Origin of the sequence: Aquimarina celericrescens (genome assembly GCF_042682765.1) — a bacterium.
Lineage (GTDB): Bacteria > Bacteroidota > Bacteroidia > Flavobacteriales > Flavobacteriaceae > Aquimarina > Aquimarina celericrescens.
This window is the reverse complement of record NZ_JBHUHY010000002.1, coordinates 479,803-497,581: the sequence shown is the minus strand read 5'-3', so window position 1 is coordinate 497,581 and position 17,779 is coordinate 479,803. Positions and strand designations below refer to the sequence as shown.

Annotated in this window: 16 protein-coding genes and 3 tRNA genes; 8 read left to right on the top strand and 11 right to left on the bottom strand. The window is 34.3% G+C overall.

The window, feature by feature from the left end:
• Positions 1–212: 212 nt before the first annotated feature.
• From ACFSJT_RS02255 to ACFSJT_RS02245, 3 genes are all read left to right on the top strand, one after another.
• The gene (locus ACFSJT_RS02255) at positions 213–641 is read left to right on the top strand and encodes a hypothetical protein (RefSeq protein ID WP_378318572.1); all 429 of its coding nucleotides are present in this window, start codon (positions 213–215) and stop codon (positions 639–641) included.
• 162 nt (positions 642–803) lie between these two features.
• Complete coding sequence (locus ACFSJT_RS02250) at positions 804–1,679, top strand: hypothetical protein (RefSeq protein ID WP_378318571.1); 876 nt, start codon at positions 804–806, stop codon at positions 1,677–1,679.
• Positions 1,680–2,043: 364 nt separating this feature from the next.
• Positions 2,044–3,150 (top strand): AbiH family protein, encoded by a 1,107-nt coding sequence (locus ACFSJT_RS02245; protein WP_378318570.1) that lies wholly within the window; start codon positions 2,044–2,046, stop codon positions 3,148–3,150.
• Between the two features lie 138 nt (positions 3,151–3,288).
• Here the strand turns inward: ACFSJT_RS02245 and ACFSJT_RS02240 are convergent.
• The 3 genes from ACFSJT_RS02240 to ACFSJT_RS02230 form a co-directional block, all read right to left on the bottom strand.
• A tRNA-Arg gene (locus tag ACFSJT_RS02240) sits at positions 3,289–3,362 on the bottom strand.
• A gap of 94 nt (positions 3,363–3,456) precedes the next feature.
• Positions 3,457–3,531: transfer RNA gene (locus tag ACFSJT_RS02235), tRNA-Pro, on the bottom strand.
• 11 nt (positions 3,532–3,542) lie between these two features.
• Positions 3,543–3,626: transfer RNA gene (locus tag ACFSJT_RS02230), tRNA-Ser, on the bottom strand.
• A gap of 258 nt (positions 3,627–3,884) precedes the next feature.
• On the opposite strand from ACFSJT_RS02230, the gene ACFSJT_RS02225 reads away from it, so the two are divergent.
• The 4 genes from ACFSJT_RS02225 to ACFSJT_RS02210 all read left to right on the top strand — a co-directional run bounded on the left by ACFSJT_RS02225 (position 3,885) and on the right by ACFSJT_RS02210 (position 8,211).
• Positions 3,885–5,480: a hypothetical protein gene (locus ACFSJT_RS02225; RefSeq protein ID WP_378318569.1), complete on the top strand. Its 1,596-nt coding sequence runs from the start codon at positions 3,885–3,887 to the stop codon at positions 5,478–5,480.
• Between the two features lie 9 nt (positions 5,481–5,489).
• On the top strand, positions 5,490–5,972 hold the full coding sequence (locus ACFSJT_RS02220) for a hypothetical protein (protein WP_378318568.1): 483 nt from the start codon (positions 5,490–5,492) through the stop codon (positions 5,970–5,972).
• Between the two features lie 604 nt (positions 5,973–6,576).
• Positions 6,577–7,350 carry a glycoside hydrolase family 18 protein gene (locus ACFSJT_RS02215; RefSeq protein WP_378318567.1) on the top strand — a complete coding sequence of 258 codons (774 nt, stop codon included), beginning with the start codon at positions 6,577–6,579 and terminating at the stop codon, positions 7,348–7,350.
• A gap of 36 nt (positions 7,351–7,386) precedes the next feature.
• Positions 7,387–8,211 (top strand): carbohydrate-binding protein, encoded by an 825-nt coding sequence (locus tag ACFSJT_RS02210; RefSeq protein ID WP_378318566.1) that lies wholly within the window; start codon positions 7,387–7,389, stop codon positions 8,209–8,211.
• A gap of 146 nt (positions 8,212–8,357) precedes the next feature.
• Here the strand turns inward: ACFSJT_RS02210 and ACFSJT_RS02205 are convergent, their stop codons facing one another.
• The 6 genes from ACFSJT_RS02205 to ACFSJT_RS02180 all read right to left on the bottom strand — a co-directional run bounded on the left by ACFSJT_RS02205 (position 8,358) and on the right by ACFSJT_RS02180 (position 13,726).
• A complete protein-coding gene (locus ACFSJT_RS02205) occupies positions 8,358–9,548 on the bottom strand; it encodes a THUMP-like domain-containing protein (protein WP_378318565.1) in 1,191 nt (396 codons plus the stop codon).
• On the bottom strand, positions 9,549–10,637 hold the full coding sequence (locus ACFSJT_RS02200) for an AI-2E family transporter (protein ID WP_378318564.1): 1,089 nt from the start codon (positions 10,635–10,637) through the stop codon (positions 9,549–9,551).
• Positions 10,638–10,796: 159 nt separating this feature from the next.
• Entirely contained in the window at positions 10,797–11,318 is a 522-nt protein-coding gene (locus tag ACFSJT_RS02195; protein ID WP_378318563.1) for a TrmH family RNA methyltransferase, read from the bottom strand.
• The gene (locus ACFSJT_RS02190; RefSeq protein WP_378318891.1) at positions 11,318–11,959 is read right to left on the bottom strand and encodes a DUF4159 domain-containing protein; all 642 of its coding nucleotides are present in this window, start codon (positions 11,957–11,959) and stop codon (positions 11,318–11,320) included. Before ACFSJT_RS02190 ends, ACFSJT_RS02195 begins: the two co-directional genes overlap by 1 nt.
• A 175-nt stretch (positions 11,960–12,134) precedes the next feature.
• Positions 12,135–12,326, bottom strand: a complete 192-nt coding sequence (locus tag ACFSJT_RS02185; protein ID WP_378318562.1) for a hypothetical protein — start codon at positions 12,324–12,326, stop codon at positions 12,135–12,137.
• A gap of 257 nt (positions 12,327–12,583) precedes the next feature.
• The gene (locus tag ACFSJT_RS02180) at positions 12,584–13,726 is read right to left on the bottom strand and encodes an esterase-like activity of phytase family protein (protein ID WP_378318561.1); all 1,143 of its coding nucleotides are present in this window, start codon (positions 13,724–13,726) and stop codon (positions 12,584–12,586) included.
• Between the two features lie 317 nt (positions 13,727–14,043).
• On the opposite strand from ACFSJT_RS02180, the gene ACFSJT_RS02175 reads away from it, so the two are divergent.
• On the top strand, positions 14,044–15,732 hold the full coding sequence (locus ACFSJT_RS02175; protein WP_378318560.1) for a T9SS type A sorting domain-containing protein: 1,689 nt from the start codon (positions 14,044–14,046) through the stop codon (positions 15,730–15,732).
• A 185-nt stretch (positions 15,733–15,917) separates the two neighbouring features.
• Here the strand turns inward: ACFSJT_RS02175 and ACFSJT_RS02170 are convergent, their stop codons facing one another.
• Together ACFSJT_RS02170 and tsaD are read right to left on the bottom strand one after the other, a co-directional pair.
• Positions 15,918–16,622, bottom strand: a complete 705-nt coding sequence (locus ACFSJT_RS02170) for a 16S rRNA (uracil(1498)-N(3))-methyltransferase (RefSeq protein ID WP_378318559.1) — start codon at positions 16,620–16,622, stop codon at positions 15,918–15,920.
• 113 nt (positions 16,623–16,735) lie between these two features.
• Entirely contained in the window at positions 16,736–17,758 is a 1,023-nt protein-coding gene (tsaD, locus tag ACFSJT_RS02165) for a tRNA (adenosine(37)-N6)-threonylcarbamoyltransferase complex transferase subunit TsaD (protein ID WP_378318558.1), read from the bottom strand.
• Between the last annotated feature and the right edge of the window lie 21 nt (positions 17,759–17,779).

The following is a 17,779-nucleotide window of genomic DNA, read 5'->3' as shown; positions in this document are numbered from 1 at the left end:
ATATTAATTTAAAAATATTGACAACCTATAAAAAGATATTATAGAAAGAACTTCTAAAAAGAAATTATAGAAAGATATTATAAAAGTGTGTGTCATTTATTTTGACCTTTATTATTATTCCTTTACAAGCGGAAAAAGTTTAAAAAAAAGAAAAGAAAAAAACACGCGCCAAAAATTATAAAAAAATTTAAACGGGTTTAAACGGTGAGAAAATGGCAAATAATGAAAATTTAAAGAAAGGACAACGAACAAGATTTTCAAAGAAAAACCAGCCTTCAAAAAGGTCAAAAAGTGAAGGCAGGAAAAGAAAATACTTGTTAAAAAAGATTGCAGAGCAATTAGTTGAGGTAAATGCCTTGAAAGAAGTCCAGGACTTCTTGTTATATCTAGATTTTAAGATTGATCGAATAACTCTTGAAACCGCTATGGATTTAAAGCAAATTGAGAAAGCCTTAAAAAACGGTGATACGATTGCGTATAAGGCTATTATGAATCGACTAAGAGGTAAACCTCATCAAGAAATCGGAAATAATATCACAATCGAACAGTTTTCGTTTTCAAATGTAGACTACAACAAATTATCAACGGAAACACTAAACCAAATCGTTGATGATCCTAATGATGTACAAAATCAACACTAATTAATGAAATAAGATTGTGGTTTTCCACATAGAATTAAGAAAACTAAAAAATATCTTTAATTCATCTTTAAAGATTTTATTCAAGTCACAACGTGCACAAGAAAAAAATAAATCCAATTAGAGAATAGGGATAAAGTATAAACCATTGAATACATTATTATTATGAAACTAAAATACTTTTTTGTACTGCTAGCTATTTCGTGTGGTAGTAATATATCCGAAGAAGAATATAGTAAACTTAAAGAGCAATATGAAGTTTGTTCTAAAGAAAATGAAGAATTAAAAAACACCCCGGAAAACAGATTTTTGATTGCTCAGGGAAATCAGAGCGAAGGTAAATTGCTTATTGCAGAATCTGAATACAAAGAGCTAATAGAAAAATATCCTAAATCATCCCAGGCTAAGGCGGCTAAATTGGCTCTGAAAAACCTGGAAGAGGAAAAAGAAAGGATAAAATTAGAACAAGAAAGACGGAATAGATTAGGTTTTAAATCTCTGAAGCAACAAAATAGTGTTGAGTTGTCAAACCTGAAACTAACATTTTCAAACATCAAAGCTTCTAAAAGATGGATTATTGACCGGTATGAAGATAGATATCATTACGTTGATGCAGAAAGAGGGAATAAATACGTAACTGCTACACTCTTGATCATATCAAAAACTAAAAATCCAGTACTTCCACCTGTGTACTTGTACAAAATTGCGGACGATCGCCTCGAAATGGTTTCCAAGATGAACTATCGATTTTATCGATGGAAAGATTATGGATCTTATTTAGGTAATTATGCAGATTATGGGAATGATTTTGCACATTCGGAAAAAGTGAGGTTTTCTATGGGGATTGATGTTTCAGAAGAAATTTTAAAATCAAATGCATTATTTTTATTAGTTGGAAAGCAAAATTGTGTAGAAAGAACCCCTGTTTTATACGGAAATCCAGAAGTCTCTTATAAATACAAGAATTGTAACGATAAAAATAGTATTACCTTAGACCAGGCAGAAGAAGACTATTATACAATCAAAAAATTCAATCTTTAAATTGTTGAAGTGCTAAAAAATTGTTGTTTTTTCAGCTTCATTTTCTTCACGCTTATTAAATTGATACTGTTTAGTGTTAATAATTCTGAAATTGTAATTGAAAACAAAATTAAAAAAGAACTAGAATAAGAAATCGAAAAATATAATAAGAAAATAAAGAAAAAGTTAGCCAAAATTATTGAAATGAGCTATACGCTTGAAGATATTAAGATGTATATTTTAAATAAGTACGGGGCTTTTCCAGAGTTGAATTGATATAAAATAAATTTTATGTGGTGGGCTCAAAGGAATTAGATCTTGACAAGTAAAAGTATTATATTGTTAATCATAGTACAATGAATCTGGTTTTTAATTTTGATGATGCATGTTTAAAAGTGAAAACATAATAGTAATCCTTGGTAATGGATTTGATTTAGCCCATGATTTACCAACCAGTTATTCTGATTTTTCTGATTACATAGTAAGTAAAATAATTACACCGGAAATTTTTAAATGCATTTATAATGCAAATTACAATTCTATCTTATTAAAAGATGATAAGGTTAGAAGTCTAAAATCTAATCCTGATTATCTTATTAATTTACAGCTAAAGAATTACCTTAGGGAAGTAAAAAATAGTGAAGATTTAAACAGAATAATCGTAGGTATATTTGGAGCTAATCACGACATAAGTCATGTAATTACAAATAATTTTCTTGGTGAAATATACGCGAGTAAAGAGCATAACTGGTTTAATATTGAAAATGAATATTTTGACCGATTACTTAATATATCTCATAGATCTAATAGAACTACACCGATCGAGAAGAAATCTGATTTAAAAAGATTAAATAAAGAATTTGAAATGATCAAATCTTGGCTAAAGACTTATCTGGAAGCTTTAGAGACAAGTTTAGATAAATCTATTCGGAATTTTTTTGATTATCATTTTAACAATGGACTAGTCAAGAATATTTATCTTTTGATTTTTAATTATACTAATACCATTAGCCATTACTTACCTTTTTTTAAAAAGGATAAATTTGATTCTATCAGACTTAATTTTATTCATGGCAAATCGAATGAAGAAATTATTTTTGGTTATGGTAACGATCAATCAAAGGAATATCAGCAACTATTAAGCACGGAAATTGATGAATACATACAAAATTTTAAAACCTTCGGTTATGGAAAGAACAATCGATATTCAGAATTATTGGAAGCTATAGAAGGTTTTAATAATTATGAAGTGCTTAATTTGGGTCATTCATTAGGTTTAACGGACAAAACAATTTTAGAGGAAATTTTTAATAATCCAGCTTGTACGAAGATACACTTGGCAAAAAGAAGTGATTTAGAGGGGTTAGAAAAGCAAAATGCATTTATGACGAACTTTTTCGCAGCTAGTCGAATCATCGCAAATGACAAAAGATTAAGGAGAGTGGTAGCAAGCTATGAAAGTGCCACCTCATTTCCCTTAAATAACTTATAAAATAGGAAGAAAAATTTATGAATCAATCTTTAAGTCAAGCAAATAATTAGGGTTTGATAATTTCGATAATTTGTGCAAATTTTGTGCAATTTAAAAACAAGAAAGGCTCTCGATTTCTCGAAAGCCTTGTTATTCCTGTGATCGCGACAGGATTCGAACCTGTGACCGTCTGCTTAGAAGGCAGATGCTCTATCCAGCTGAGCTACGCGACCTTTTTTCGTTTTTCTTCTGGATTTATGACCGTCCCGATTGGAAATCGGGATGCTCTATCCAGCTGAGCTACGCGACCAGAATATATTTTAATTGTCGGGGTGGCAGGATTCGAACCTGCGACCTCCGCGTCCCAAACGCGGCGCGATAACCGGGCTACGCTACACCCCGAAACAAAAATGCGGAGAGACCGGGATTCGAACCCGGGCAACACTTGCGCGTTGACAGATTAGCAATCTGCTCCATTACCACTCTGGCACCTCTCCTGTAAATTTGTTAAGAACTCTGCATTAGTGTTTCAAATGCGGATGCAAATGTAGCTTTTATGTGCCTACAATGCAACATTTTTTTAGCATTATTTTTTATTTGATTTGACCATGTTTTTAAAAACTTGAAAATCAGATTTTTCTTATCTTTTTTATTGGTATGAACTTTGTTAATAAGGTCAAAGAAAGCTTTTATATATTTGTATTCGATTGACCTATTAAAATATTGTTATGAGTATTTGCAAAAACTATCCGAAAATGAATACCAAATCTGTCTTTTTCTTTATCCTGTTTATAAGCAGTATGGCCTTTGCCCAAAAACCAGTACTGCTGGAAGATTTCGAATTTAAAACAGGTGAGAAGTACAAAAGGATTAAAAGCCTTGGTACTTATCATGTTGCTTCTGGAAATCGCCTGGTTTCGATTAAAAAGGGGCGTAATTCTATGACAATCCAGAGATTTAATCTTGATAAATTAGTAGAAGATGTAAAAATGCGTCAGGTTATCGAAGATAAGGGTAATTTTCAAACGGTAATGAAATTAGGTGATAATGCAGTCGTTTTTTATTCTACAAAAGATAAAGCTTATGGACAAAAAATTTCGCCTACAGGAATTGTAGCAAAAAAACCTATTCTACTTATAAATGATAAAGAAAATATAGACAGAGATTTTGGGTTTAAAAGTACCTACGGATTTGATGCCGGCGGTCGAATCAATAAATTTGCTTTCAAAAAATCACCTGACGGTAAAAAGCTATTAACATTATTTCGTATTAAGACAGGAGACAATAAAGCTGATAAAATTGGGATCACAGTTTTTAGTGATGGATTGAATATGTTATGGAGAAGAAAAGTGACAATGCCTTATGCATCTGATATTCTTCAGAATGAAGATTTTGCGATCGACAATAAAGGAAATTTTTACATGACTGCTTCTATTTTTAGTGAAGCATCCCAGGAAAAGAATAAATTGGAATCCTCTTATAGAACCGAAGTATTTAAAATTACCGAAAATGGAAAAGAAGTGATCAAACATAAAATCAATATTCCAGGTCATTCAATCATTGATGGAGTTCTAGAATTCGATAAAGGAGATGTACCAAAGGTATCTGGATTGTATGCGAGTAATACAAACAAAACAGAGATTTCTGGAGTTTTTACGGCAACGCTGGCTAATGATGGATCAATAGCTTCCTTATCCAAGAGTGATATTCCTGAAGAAACCATACAAAATTTTGTACTCCAGAGAGAAGCACGAATTAATGAAGGAACTCAAAAAGAAAATGATCTAAAAGACCTTGAAAAATTAAGAGTGAATGACGTGGTTTTCAATCCTGATGGCAGTACCGTAATTTTTGCAGAGCAACGTTTTGTTGATGCTTTTACAACGTCAAGCTCATCTGGATCAAGAACAACCTATAAATATTACTATCGCGATATTTTTGCTTTTAAGTTATCTGCCGAAGGAAAAATAGTATGGATGCACAAGCTTCCAAAGTGGCAAATGGGTACTGTAAGCAAAAGAAGTATGTCTTACATAAATTTTAAGAATGCAGGTAAGCATTATTTGTTTTTTATCGATGATTTTACAAACCTTAAACGATCTTTCGAAGAAACTCCAACACGATATTTTGATGGTAAAAAAGAGTTTATTTATCTTACTTCTTATGTGATTGATGATGCTACTGGTGAAGTCGCCAAAGAAGCAATTTTAACGGGAAGCGATATAAGAAATTCTCGATTAGATGTCTTAGAGCTTACCAAGGCGGCTACATTACCTAATAAAGATATTATTCTTGAAGTTTTTGACGGTAAGAAGAATAATTTATTACTTAAAATTTCGTTGGCTAAATAATAACTTTGAATGATGAACATTTTGTCTATAGTTGTAGTATTATTTTTTACTAACCTGAGTGCAGAAGTAATTAGTATGGAAGAGATTAGAGAATCTTATAAAGTCTGCAATGTATCAAAAGAAAATGCAGAAGATTTTTATAAACTTACCAAAAAAGCTCTTGACAATAAGGAGGCCATTTATCAGGGATATCATGGCGCAGCCTTGGCTTTAAAGGCTTCTTTTTTATGGAATCCCATTAGTAAATTATCCTATTTCAATAAAGGTAAAAACATGATTGATGATGCGATCAAGTTGGATCTGGATAATATTGAATTACGTATGATACGTTTAAGCATTCAGTCGAATGTTCCTAAAATTATTGGATATTATAAAAATATCGAAGAAGATAAAGATTTCATTTTAGAAAATGTAGAAAAGATCACATCTTCAGAATTGAAAGAGTATATTGAAGGTTTTATAGCCTATTCTGAAGTTTTTATAACACCCTGATTGTATAAATATCCTAATCCTTATCGATAAAAGTCTTCGGCAAGAGAGAAAAAAACTATTTTTTAGCTTTATATGCAGCTGTTAACACTTGCCATAATTTTGGGGAATAACCATTTAGTTTCCAAAAAACCAGTTCAGGATTAATGTTCATCTTTTAAAGTTTTTAATATAATTCTTCTAATTTTTACAGTTTAGCTACAAATCCAGGCCATTAAGCTAAAAAAAGAATTTTTATACATCCTATCTATTATATTGTAGTATACGTTGTATTAGTAGATAATTGTATGAATGACCAATTACTAATTTCAAACACAGAAAATTTACTCTAGGTTGTTTTTATTCTTATACCAGTTCTTATATGAAGTAACTGATATACGAATTGAACTATTTTGATTTTAGGCAAGGCAAAAAATTTATGGATAGTCATAGCTATCGATCAATTTTATAACGAAGCATCAAGTCAAAAGAGACAATTTTATACGGTAATTTCATGTGAGAAATGGTATTATTTACTTAATCCATAATTTGGATATGCTGGGCCTTGCTAATTCGTGCCTATAACTACTCAATTTATTCTAACGCTAACTATAAAAACCATGTTATTATGAGAAGATTTTACTACACTTTTCCATTGATTCTTTTGATGGCTTTAATGTTTACCCTGTCATCACATGCACAAAAAAAAGTAGGCTATATACAAAGCTGGCGCGCACAAGTCACAGCTGACCAGGCCTCTAAGTTAACCCATGTCATTTATTCGTTTGCAACCATTCATCCCGATTTGGATGGTAAGTTAAATGCCATAGACGGTAGTTACCTTAGTACGATGGTATCTATAGCTCACGCTCAAGGTGCCAAGGCTATTCTTGCTGTTGGAGGTTGGTTTCCTTGTAGTTATGCATATCAGTCTGGTGCTTGTGCTGCAGATGGCAATCCGGAAGCATTCAATGCGGTCTCCCAAGGGTCTGCCAGAACAAATTTTGTAAACAACCTGTACAATTTGATTGTGCAATATGACCTGGATGGTATTGACTTGGATTGGGAATATCCAAGTGCTGGTAGTCAAGGGCTATATGTTAATTTACTAGCAGCCCTTAAAGCCAAGATGAATACACATCCAACAAAAAACTTAGAACTTTCTACAGCAGTTCCTGCGTCTGCTTATCGTGGGCAACATTTCTCATCTTCTGCTTTTCAGTATCTAGATGATATACATATTATGGCATATGATGCCAGCCCTCGAATAAACCATTCAACATACGCCTTTGCTGCCAGTGCAATTAATTACTGGCAGGGACGTGGAGTATCTAGCTCCAGACTGCAATTGGGACTTCCTTTTTATGGTTGGAACGCTAGCGGAGGATCCATGGCTTACTAAGATATTGTTGCTGCCGATCCTAGTGCTCCAAACAAAGTGTATCCAAATAACAATACCTGTGATCAATCAAACGGTTATGGTTATAATGCGAAGAAGTTGATCGAAGACAAAGTACAACTGGCGTTGAATGAAAACATTGGTGGTATCATGATATGGGCCATTGATCAAGATCACTCTAATCCTTCAAATTCTTTACTTAATGTGATTGATGCTAAATTGAATGGCGGAAGTGGAGGCGGATCAGGAGGTTCTTGTACTCCCTGGTCGGCAGGAACACCGTATTATGTTGGTGATATAGTAACGTATACTGGAAGCAATTATATTTGTGTTCATGACAATCCTGGTTATGACCCCGTGATTAGTCATTGGTTCTGGGATCCTACCTCTCAAAATTGTAGTGGTGGTTCTGGTGGAGGAGGAGCCTGTTCTGAATGGTCTGCAGTTACCCAATACTATACTGGTGATATTGTATCCTACAACGGAAGCAATTATATCTGTGAACATGATAACCCAGGGTATGATCCCGTGATCAGTACATGGTTCTGGGATCCTACATCTGCTGGCTGTAGATCGGCTAAGTTAAATACAAGCTATGCAACCAAAAATATGGAGGTATATGTGTATCCGAATCCTTTAAGTAATACTACTCTCAATTTAGATATTGAATCAAATAAAGGTTCGCAAATTGATGTGAAAATTCTTGATCTTCAGGGTAGGGTGATTAAGAGAATAGACTTAGGGAAGTTAAATACTGGGCGCAACAACTTTAAGTTGGATGCTTCTGACTTGAGAGTAGGCACGTATTTAATCTATATTATTTCTGATCAGGGCACAAAAACTAAGCGATTTAGTGTGATATGATCCTAAAAAAATTAAAATAAATTTATTGATAAAAGGTGTCTTTTTTAGGCACCTTTTTTTAAGACTAAAAACCCAATAAAGATATTCTGTCAAACGTAGTTAGTCGAAATACAATTTATCATACTCAACGTTTGAAATGTCTTAGACTAGCTACTATTGAATTTTTTGCACTGTATCATGATCTTTTTGTTATTCAAATCTGTGGTGAAAAAAAGGTAGTTTTCGCCTCCGTCTTCAATTTTTAGTTTTTTTCTTAACGTAGATACGCTTTCAGGGAAATTGCGTATTGTAATATTAGCTTTTGAAATCCCTGTCTTAGAAATGATTTTTTTCGAATAAGGATATACGGACACAATTTCAAAACTTCTTCCGGGAAACTCTATTTTCTTTTCAGACGTATATAAATGCGAATGAAGATGGAGTTTTTCTAATGCAAAACGATTACCAATACTTAAAAAACTACCACTTTTTAAAATTGCAGAATTTGGCTCGTATAAAAATGATTTTGGTGCTCCCATATGTAGAGGCTGTAACGATTCATCTTTTAAGATAAAATCGAACTCCTGTCGGTTACTTTTTAAAAGATTAACTGTATTAATCATAGTTTTTCCTTCAAAGCCTCTTTCTAAAACCCATAGTAATTCCTTTACCTCGTTTTCAACAGCGACGACATGAATTTCTTTTACGTGGTTCAACGTATTTATTCCGATCTGAAGATCGAGAAGCGGTGAGGTTTTAATTAAAATGTTCTTACTTTTTGTAAAGAGCGTTTGCAAATTTGCTGGAACGTTTGGCTGGCAATCTTCGAGAAAGAATACTTTTCCTTTGCGATCGTGTCTTCTTGAAGGGTCTATATAAATCCAGTCTACCGAATCGTAGTTTTTAAGAGTTTCCAGACCATTACCCACTACACATTTGATATTTCTTGCCCCAAGGATGTCAAAATTATGCTTAGCTAAATTACTTAGCTCTTTATTAAGTTCACAATGAATCACTTGTTTCATTTCTTTAGAAAAAAAGTAATAATCTATCCCAAAACCACCTGTAAGATCAATAAGAGTATTCCCAGAAACCAGTTCGCTCTTATAAGCAGCAGTCGCTTCAGAAGAAGTTTGTTCTAGATTGAGTACAGGCGGATAATAGATTTTTTCTTTGGCGTACCAGGAAGGGAGTTTTTGCTTAGCTTTTAACCTTCCATCTATTTGTTGCGCCAATTCCTGTATAGAAATATTTTTAAAAGGACTTCCTTTTAATATTAATTTGCTTAAATCGATTGCGGTTGTAGACTTCTCAAAAATAAACGCTTGTACTTCTTTATGTAGCAGTAGAGAATTCAATTATAAATCCTTGGTTAATGTTTTTACAATTTTATATTTAGACAGGAATTCTTTTGCAATTACTTTAATTGCAGTGTAAAATGGTACGGCAACGATAAGACCACTGATCCCAAATAGTAATCCGAAAATAAGGATTGCGAGAAAAATTTCCAATGGATGTGACTTTACACTAGTTCCAAAGATTAAGGGCTGATTTAAGAAATTATCTATTAATTGAATAATCAGATAGCCAATAAGAATATATGTGAGTTTTGGCAATATTACTGTTGGGAAATCGTAACCCAGATTGCTTGTAGTGGCTAGAATTAATACAAAAATGCCCCCAAACAATGGTCCGATATACGGAATGAGGTTAAAAATGGCGGCAATCAAAGCAACAGCAATGGCATTATTCACTCCAAAAATGAGTAATAGAATAGTGTAGAGCACAAAAAGTATGAATATCTGCAACAATAGTCCTACAAAATAACGGGATAACAAATCTTTAATTTTGTTGAAAGCCTGCATGAATTTATTTTCATCTTCTTTTTTTGCAAACACCAATAAGCTGTTTTCTAGCAAATAGCTATCCTTTAACAAGAAAAAGGAAATAAACAATACAGAAAATAATCCAATCATTACAGATCCGAAACCACTTAAAAATGAATTAATGGTATTAGGAACAGCTTTAAGATCGAAAACCTGCATGAGATCTGTTTTTTTTATGAGTTCTACAAGGCTAAGCTTTTCTATATCGAAATAATCACTTATTTCTTGATTAAGTCGGTCCAGGTCATCACCGATTCTATTAACGTCAATTTCACCAATCAGCTGTCCTTGTTCTACTACGATAGGTACAAACAAAGTAAAAATACTAAAGAATAGAAAAATTGTTATCAATAAGGTGCAAACAACAGCGAGGGTATTTTTAAATTTTAATTTTCTTTTCAGAAAGGATACCAGGGGTCTTCCCATTAGAGAAATTACCGAAGCAAATGCAATGTAGATGAGAACGGACTGGATTTTATATAAAAACCACAATAGCCCCAGTACACCAACGATGACAGCAACCGCTCTAATAATTCCGTATGCAATTGTTTTTGAATTCATGATTTAAGTTTCATAGTCGCAAAGAATCAAAGTTACGAAGTTCTGAAATTACGCAGTGTTCAAGAGGCAAAAGAATTAAATTAATTTCACTAACCACTAACCACTAACCACTAACCACTAACCACTAACCACTAACCACTAACCACTAACCACTAACCACTAACCACTAACCACTAACCACTGCTTAGTGATTTCATATAAAGCAATTCCAGTTGCAGTTGCAACGTTCATGCTGCTATTGTTTCCGTACATATTTATGTGAACACTTTGTTTGGATACGTTTAAGATTTCTTCAGACACGCCAGAATTCTCTTCTCCAATAACCAATACAATTCTTTCTGATGATTCTAAACGGTATTCAGATACAGGGATACTGTCTTCTGTAATTTCTAGGGACAAAATAGTATAATCTTCTGCCTTTAATTTTGTAATGACCGCTTTAATATCTTCTGTCTGTAGGTAAGGTACAACTTCATGTGTAGAGCGAGCAGTACGTTGCATACGTTTACTGACTACCGTTATGTCCTGACCACAAAAATAGATTCGTTCTATACCAAAGCTATCAGCAATTCTAAAAATACTACCGATATTTGCCGGAGAATTTACGCGATCACAAACCAACGTTATTGGAAATTGCTTTTTGGTAAATCGATTTGTATCATGATGTAATTGTTGACTCATTAATTCTCGAAAGCATATTTAATGATATTAGCTCCCATCTTAAGGGCTTTTGATCGAACTTCTTCCGGATCGTTATGTACCTCGGGGTTTTCCCAACCGTCGCCAAGATCACTTTCAAAGGTAAACAATAATAACAATCTACCTTCGTGAATAATTCCTAGAGCTTGTGGGCGCTTACCATCATGTTCATGAATTTTTGGTAATCCCTGTGGAAAATCATATTGATAAGAAAAAATTGGATGCGTTGCGGGTAGCTCCACTAACTCTTTATCAGGAAATACTTTAATAAGCTCTTTACGTACATAAGGCTCCATCCCGTAATTGTCATCAATATGTAAAAAACCACCGCTTAGCAGATAATTTCGCAAGTTTTCTGCATCTTGATCTGTGAAAAACACATTTCCGTGGCCCGTCATATGAATGTAGGGATATTGAAAAATATCAACACTCTCTGGCTTTACCGTTTTTGGTTTATCGCCCATAGCAGTGTTTATATTTTGATTGCAGAATTTAATAAGATTGGGTAATGCTGTTGGATTGCTATACCAATCTCCACCACCTTTATAATGCAAAACCGCTATGTCCTGACCATAAATTGAAGTTGAAAATACTATAAAGAAAATGTATACTGTAAGTTTCATTCGTACAACGTCTAAAATAAAGACTAAAAGTACTAAAATTAAATTCATACAAACAAGATTTTGTAGCTCCTGTGGTTTTAAAGAAAAACATCTGAGGATTCATGGAATAAGTGATAGTTGATCTTTTGAGATGATCTTATACGGAACGGTAATAATTGCATAACCAGAACTTACTCTATAATCGAGATTTAAATACTCTGTGGCTTACTATAAAATCAAAATTCATTACCGATCTATGCCCTGTACGTAGTTTACTTTCATCAGCAATGTTCCCACTACAAAAGTTTTGTGCTATGTATTTACTAAATCGCCCAAAATATTGAAAATCAATGATGTAAATATCTCCTGCAGCCCTGCGAGAGCTCATTGCATATTGTAAAATATCTCCCGCAGTCCTGTGAGAGCTCGTTGCGTACTATAAAATATCTCCTGCAGTCCTGCGAGAGCTAGTTACATACTATAAAATATCTCCTGCAGTCCTGCGAGAGCTCGTCGCATACTTTAAAATATCTCCTGCAGGCCTCAGAGCGCTTTATATTTACTACGGCATAACACTAAAATTATAAATCTTCTATATTGAATTATATTTATGTGTATTGTTTGGATATTTTAAAATAAAATATGTTAAGGCATCACCCTAAATACGATCAATTGCGTAAGTTGTGGAAAGAACGAATTAAAGTTATTATCTGAGATGACAGCTAACGTTCTGCTTCCATCTTCTAGTTCAGCGCCAAAAGTGATGCCTTCCAGATTATCCACTGTACTGCGAGTTAATTGACTGCGAATGGTTTCAAAATCAAAAAGTAAGGTTTTGGTAGCTTTAGCATACGTCTCTGTAGCAAGTGAATTTATGTTTAGCGTATTTGTTGCATTGGTAGCATCAATTTTATAGATCTTTACATTATTTCCCCCATCTAAATAACCAGAGGCAAAAGATCGCTCTAAGGCAAGAAATTTGTTGTTATCATATTCTATAATCTCTACGAGTCCGTTAACTTCAAAAGACGTCCCAAACATAGCTGCTCTCGCAACGGGATCCAGTTCGTAAGCAAACTGTCGTTCTGCAATTCCAGTTGTTTTGTTTAAAAAAGTTATTCTTACCGGTGATTCGGTATCTGTGGTGGTGGGTTCTGGACCATCCTCAATAAGAGGCAGCTCAAATGAGACCCAATATCCTTTCTTGTCATAACTTATTGATAACCCTTCCAAAACACCGTTATGTCGAGGTCCAGCGCTGTCGTTTGCAGAATTTGCTTTAAAGTTCTCGGGTAGCGTAAAATTACGTATTTGATTTGCTTGTGCAGAAATTTCTATGAGCGCAGGATCGATATCATTATTTATTGATCCTTCACTAGTGTATAAAATAGTATTGGTAGCCGGATCAAGTCTTATCGCTTCGGGATCTACCACACCTTGTTCCAAAGGATTTTCAGATGCATCTTTAATTTCGATCATGTTTGTAATACCAACATGCTGAAAACCATCTTTTGTATATGATATATTGGCTTCATAATAACGAATGGGAGGAGTAGAAGTATCACAGATGATATACCATTTTCCGTTTTGATAATCAATTCCCGAGAATCCACCTATAGGAACACTATTAATCTCCTGATCCGGGAAGACAAATTCATCGATAAATTCGACAGCACTAATTGTATTTTGATTATTGTCGGGATTAGAGGTGTCGGGATCATTGTTGCTCGAAGAACAATTCACGAATAGAAAAACTAAAGGAAAAATATAGTAAATCAACTTTGGCATAATACTAAGGGTTGTGAATATGTAAAGGTATAGATTTCTGATGTAAACTATACTTTAAGAATACGTTAATTGAGTTGTTGCTACAGTAAAACCTTACTTTGTTGTAGGTGTTTAACCCTTGTTTATCAGTTGTATACCTCTAGGAACTTATAAAGGGATGTTATTATTTAGCCTCCAACATTGTTAATGTTATATCATTTACTTACCCCGTTCTGTATATTCAGAAAAACTTCGAACTACCATTGCAGATTGTCTAAGCGTAAACTGCACAGGATTACAGGAAAACATATTTATTAACCAATTTAATTCAAATCATTATGAAAACAATTTATTATTGTATTGCCTGTTTTTTTATGGTGAACATGAGCTTTTCACAGTTTCAACATTCTTACGGAACGGAAACGTCGGATATGGGGAGATCACTTACTCAGCTTAAAAAAGTAGAAAAAGGATATTTAATAGCCGGGTATACCGCCCGTAGTTATATTGGCAGTCTTGAAGCCACTTTAGTTAAGACCGACCTTAACGGAAATCAGATTTGGTCACGTGTTTATGGAGGTGAGAGTCACGAATATTTCAATTCGGTTCGACAATCGAATTATTTCAGTCCTAATAACCCTGTAGCCTACGTTGCGGCGGGAATCACATATAGTTATGGAGCTGGGCAAGGAGATGCGTTTCTCGTAGGGGTAGATACTAACGGCTTTCCTGTTTTCTCAAGAGTTTTTGGGGGAGAAAGACTAGATACCTTTCATTGTGTACAAAGTATCAAAGATGAAAATGGAAAACCGGGTTACATTATGGTTGGTGAAACCAGAAGTTATGGGAATGCATATCCGGGTTCGAACATATATGTGGTAAAAACCGATTTTCAAGGAAACCTTACAGGAGCTACTGTAATTGGTGGCGAAGGAGATCAAAGAGGATTATGGATAGAACAAACCCGAGATGGCGGATATGTTATTTCGGGGTCTACTACCAACAGAAGATGTGGTGGAAGTGGTGCTTTGACTAATCCACCAACAGATCTATTTGTAGTGAAGTTAAAACCAGATCTTAATCTTGAATGGAATAGAATTCTTGGATATCCAGATGAATTGGACCCTACAATTGGTTACAGAAACGAAGCGACATGTGTAAAGCAAAATAAAGATGGGGACTTCGTACTTACGGGATATACCAATAGCTTCGGAATTAATAATTCGCAAGATGCATTCTTACTATACATGAGTAATGGAGGTAACTTTTTAGGAATGAAAACCTACGGAACCGAAAGAGGTGAATATGGATATGGGATTGAAGTCACCCAAGATGCCTCTGGAAAACAGCTATATACGATAGTGGGATTGAATAATCTTTCTTCTACTCGTAAAGCGATGTTGTTTCAGACCGATAGTGGAGGTAACTTATTATGGGCTCGCAATTATGGTAGAAATGGAACGGAAATTGGGATAGAGCTTGTAAGTGATGATTTTGATAAAGGTTTTGCTTTTACGGGATTTACATCTTCTATTGGTGCTGGTGGTATAGACAAATACCTTGTAGAAACTACCGATACAGGAAAAACAGGAACACCTTGCGAAAAAGAAATAGAGCTCAAAGAAATTAAGCACGAACCATGTGTAACGCGCAGTGTACAGCAGATCTTTGTAGATGATTATAGAGAAATACAGCATCCTGTAATTAAAATTGAATTCAAAGAAGATATATGTGGTACGGCAAGTGGTTTTAGAGCAGGAGAAATAAAAGCGCTCGAAAAGAACCCAAAAGCAGAGTTGTTCCCCAATCCGGTGAATAATCTTTTAACCATCAGGACTGGTGAAGTATCAAGAATAATAGAAATGAAAATCTTTGATATGAAAGGAAAAGAGGTTGTTGGAGATAATGATGTAAGTCAAACAGGAGACATTGTAATTTCTACAGAATCTTTAAATCCAGGGGTTTATATTGTAAAACTAAAATCAGAAAATGGTAAAAGCCATATCCTGAAATTTTTAAAAGAATAGAAAAAACGGGTGTTCAAACTATAGGAAATTAAACTGTCACTTCAAAGAAACCGAAATGTGACAGTTTTTTATTGGCGCCGCCAAAGGGTATAATACCCCGAGGCTTTCCTCGAAATTAAAAATTTGTTTCTTACGAATGCCTCGTGGGCTTACCCCGAGGTAGTTTACTAACTCAAAATAAATACCTATTCATTTATAAATGCAACACTATGTGTCGCAACAATGGCGGCTGTTTCGGTACGCAATCTTGTGTCTCCTAGAGTTACTGGTGTATAGCCTGAAGATAATGCCAATTCAATTTCTTTTGTCGAGAAATCACCTTCTGGACCAATTAGGATAGTAACATTGGTTTTTGGTTGAAGAATATCTTTTAGAGATTGTTTTTTGGTTTCTTCGCAATGCGCGATCAATAATTGATCGGTATGCTCCTGTGCTATAAATTCAGAAAACGAAACTGCAGGATTCAGTTGGGGTAAATATGATTGCAGAGATTGCTTCATGGCACTTTGTAGAATACGCTCAAAACGTTCTACTTTGATTACTTTTCGTTCACTATGATCACAAATAACAGGAGTAATTTGATCAATACCAATTTCTGTAGCTTTCTCTAAAAACCATTCATAACGATCATTCATTTTGGTTGGCGCTACGGCAAGATGAAGTTTATATGGCCTAAGGGGTCGTGTGTCAAAAGAATCAATTATAGCAAAGCACTGCGACGGATTAGAAAAAGTAATACGAGCCGTAAATAAATGCCCCTTTCCATTGGTAATATGTAATATATCATCTTCTTTTTTGCGAAGAACCTTTGTAATATGTTTACTTTCTTCCCTGGAGAATTTTATTTCGGTACTCGATTCTGATAATGTAGGGTTATAGAATAATTGCATTTTTGTTAGTATTGAGTCATCAGTACTTAGTAGTTAAAATTATAGAAGTTATAAAGACGCAAAGCCCAAAAAGATTAAAAAACAATTTTTAAATTCCATCAACCATTAAATGATTAAAACTTAACTCGGGCTTTTGCAACGACACTCATATCAGTAAAATCACCCTTTAAAAATTTAAGATACCCCACGATACCAATCATGGCTGCATTATCTGTAGTATATTCGAACTTGGGTATAAAAGTTTTCCAGCCGTATTTATATTCCCCTTCTTTTAAGGCTTTTCTAATTCCAGAGTTTGCCGAAACACCACCACCAATAGCAATACTCTCAATCCCGGTTTGTTTAGAAGCTTTTTTCAACTTATCAACAAGAATATTAATGATCGTATATTGTAACGAAGCACAGATGTCATTAAGATTTTCTTCAATGAAATTTGGATTCTCTTTCACCATTTTCTGGATGAAATAAAGTACCGATGTTTTGAGCCCGCTGAAACTGAAATTAAGCTCACCAACTTTTGGTTTCGGGAACGGAAATGCCTTTGGGTTTCCCAATTGCGCATATTTATCAATAAGCGGCCCTCCTGGATACGATAATCCTAATATTTTAGCACTTTTATCAAAAGCTTCACCAACTGCATCATCAATGGTTTCTCCAATAATTTCCATATCAAAGTGATCATTTACCTTTACAATTTGTGTATGTCCACCACTTATGGTCATAGCCAAAAACGGAAATTCTGGTTGTTCAAATTCATCTTCTTCTATAAAATGTGCCAGAATGTGCGCTTGCATATGGTGTACATCTATTAGCGGTATATCAAGAGCAAGAGCCAAAGACTTTGCAAAAGACGTGCCTACCAATAAAGAGCCCATTAATCCCGGACCTTGCGTAAAAGCGATTGCACTTAGATCTTTTTTCTCAATCCCTGCTTGTTTAATGGCCTGATCGATCACCGGGACAATGTTTTGTTGATGCGCCCGCGAGGCTAATTCAGGAACCACCCCGCCATATTGTTCGTGTATTTTTTGAGAGGCTACAACATTTGATAAAACTTTTCCGTTGCATAATATAGCTGCAGAGGTATCATCACATGAGGACTCAATACCAAGAATGTATATTTTTTGTGGATTCATTATGAGGAAAAGGGCATAGAA

Bases quoted from the DNA above. Each gene is read 5' to 3' on its own strand.
- ACFSJT_RS02250 (WP_378318571.1), top strand. From the start codon at position 804: ATGAAACTAAAATACTTTTTTGTACTGCTAGCTATTTCGTGTGGTAGT.
- ACFSJT_RS02245 (WP_378318570.1), top strand. From the start codon at position 2,044: ATGTTTAAAAGTGAAAACATAATAGTAATCCTTGGTAATGGATTTGAT.
- ACFSJT_RS02200 (WP_378318564.1), bottom strand. From the start codon at position 10,637: ATGAATTCAAAAACAATTGCATACGGAATTATTAGAGCGGTTGCTGTC.
- ACFSJT_RS02185 (WP_378318562.1), bottom strand. From the start codon at position 12,326: ATGAGCTCTCGCAGGGCTGCAGGAGATATTTACATCATTGATTTTCAA.
- ACFSJT_RS02215 (WP_378318567.1), top strand. From the start codon at position 6,577: ATGAGAAGATTTTACTACACTTTTCCATTGATTCTTTTGATGGCTTTA.
- ACFSJT_RS02255 (WP_378318572.1), top strand. From the start codon at position 213: ATGGCAAATAATGAAAATTTAAAGAAAGGACAACGAACAAGATTTTCA.
- ACFSJT_RS02190 (WP_378318891.1), bottom strand. From the start codon at position 11,959: ATGAAACTTACAGTATACATTTTCTTTATAGTATTTTCAACTTCAATT.
- ACFSJT_RS02195 (WP_378318563.1), bottom strand. From the start codon at position 11,318: ATGAGTCAACAATTACATCATGATACAAATCGATTTACCAAAAAGCAA.
- ACFSJT_RS02225 (WP_378318569.1), top strand. From the start codon at position 3,885: ATGAATACCAAATCTGTCTTTTTCTTTATCCTGTTTATAAGCAGTATG.
- ACFSJT_RS02170 (WP_378318559.1), bottom strand. From the start codon at position 16,622: ATGCAATTATTCTATAACCCTACATTATCAGAATCGAGTACCGAAATA.
- ACFSJT_RS02180 (WP_378318561.1), bottom strand. From the start codon at position 13,726: ATGCCAAAGTTGATTTACTATATTTTTCCTTTAGTTTTTCTATTCGTG.
- ACFSJT_RS02175 (WP_378318560.1), top strand. From the start codon at position 14,044: ATGAAAACAATTTATTATTGTATTGCCTGTTTTTTTATGGTGAACATG.
- ACFSJT_RS02220 (WP_378318568.1), top strand. From the start codon at position 5,490: ATGATGAACATTTTGTCTATAGTTGTAGTATTATTTTTTACTAACCTG.
- tsaD (WP_378318558.1), bottom strand. From the start codon at position 17,758: ATGAATCCACAAAAAATATACATTCTTGGTATTGAGTCCTCATGTGAT.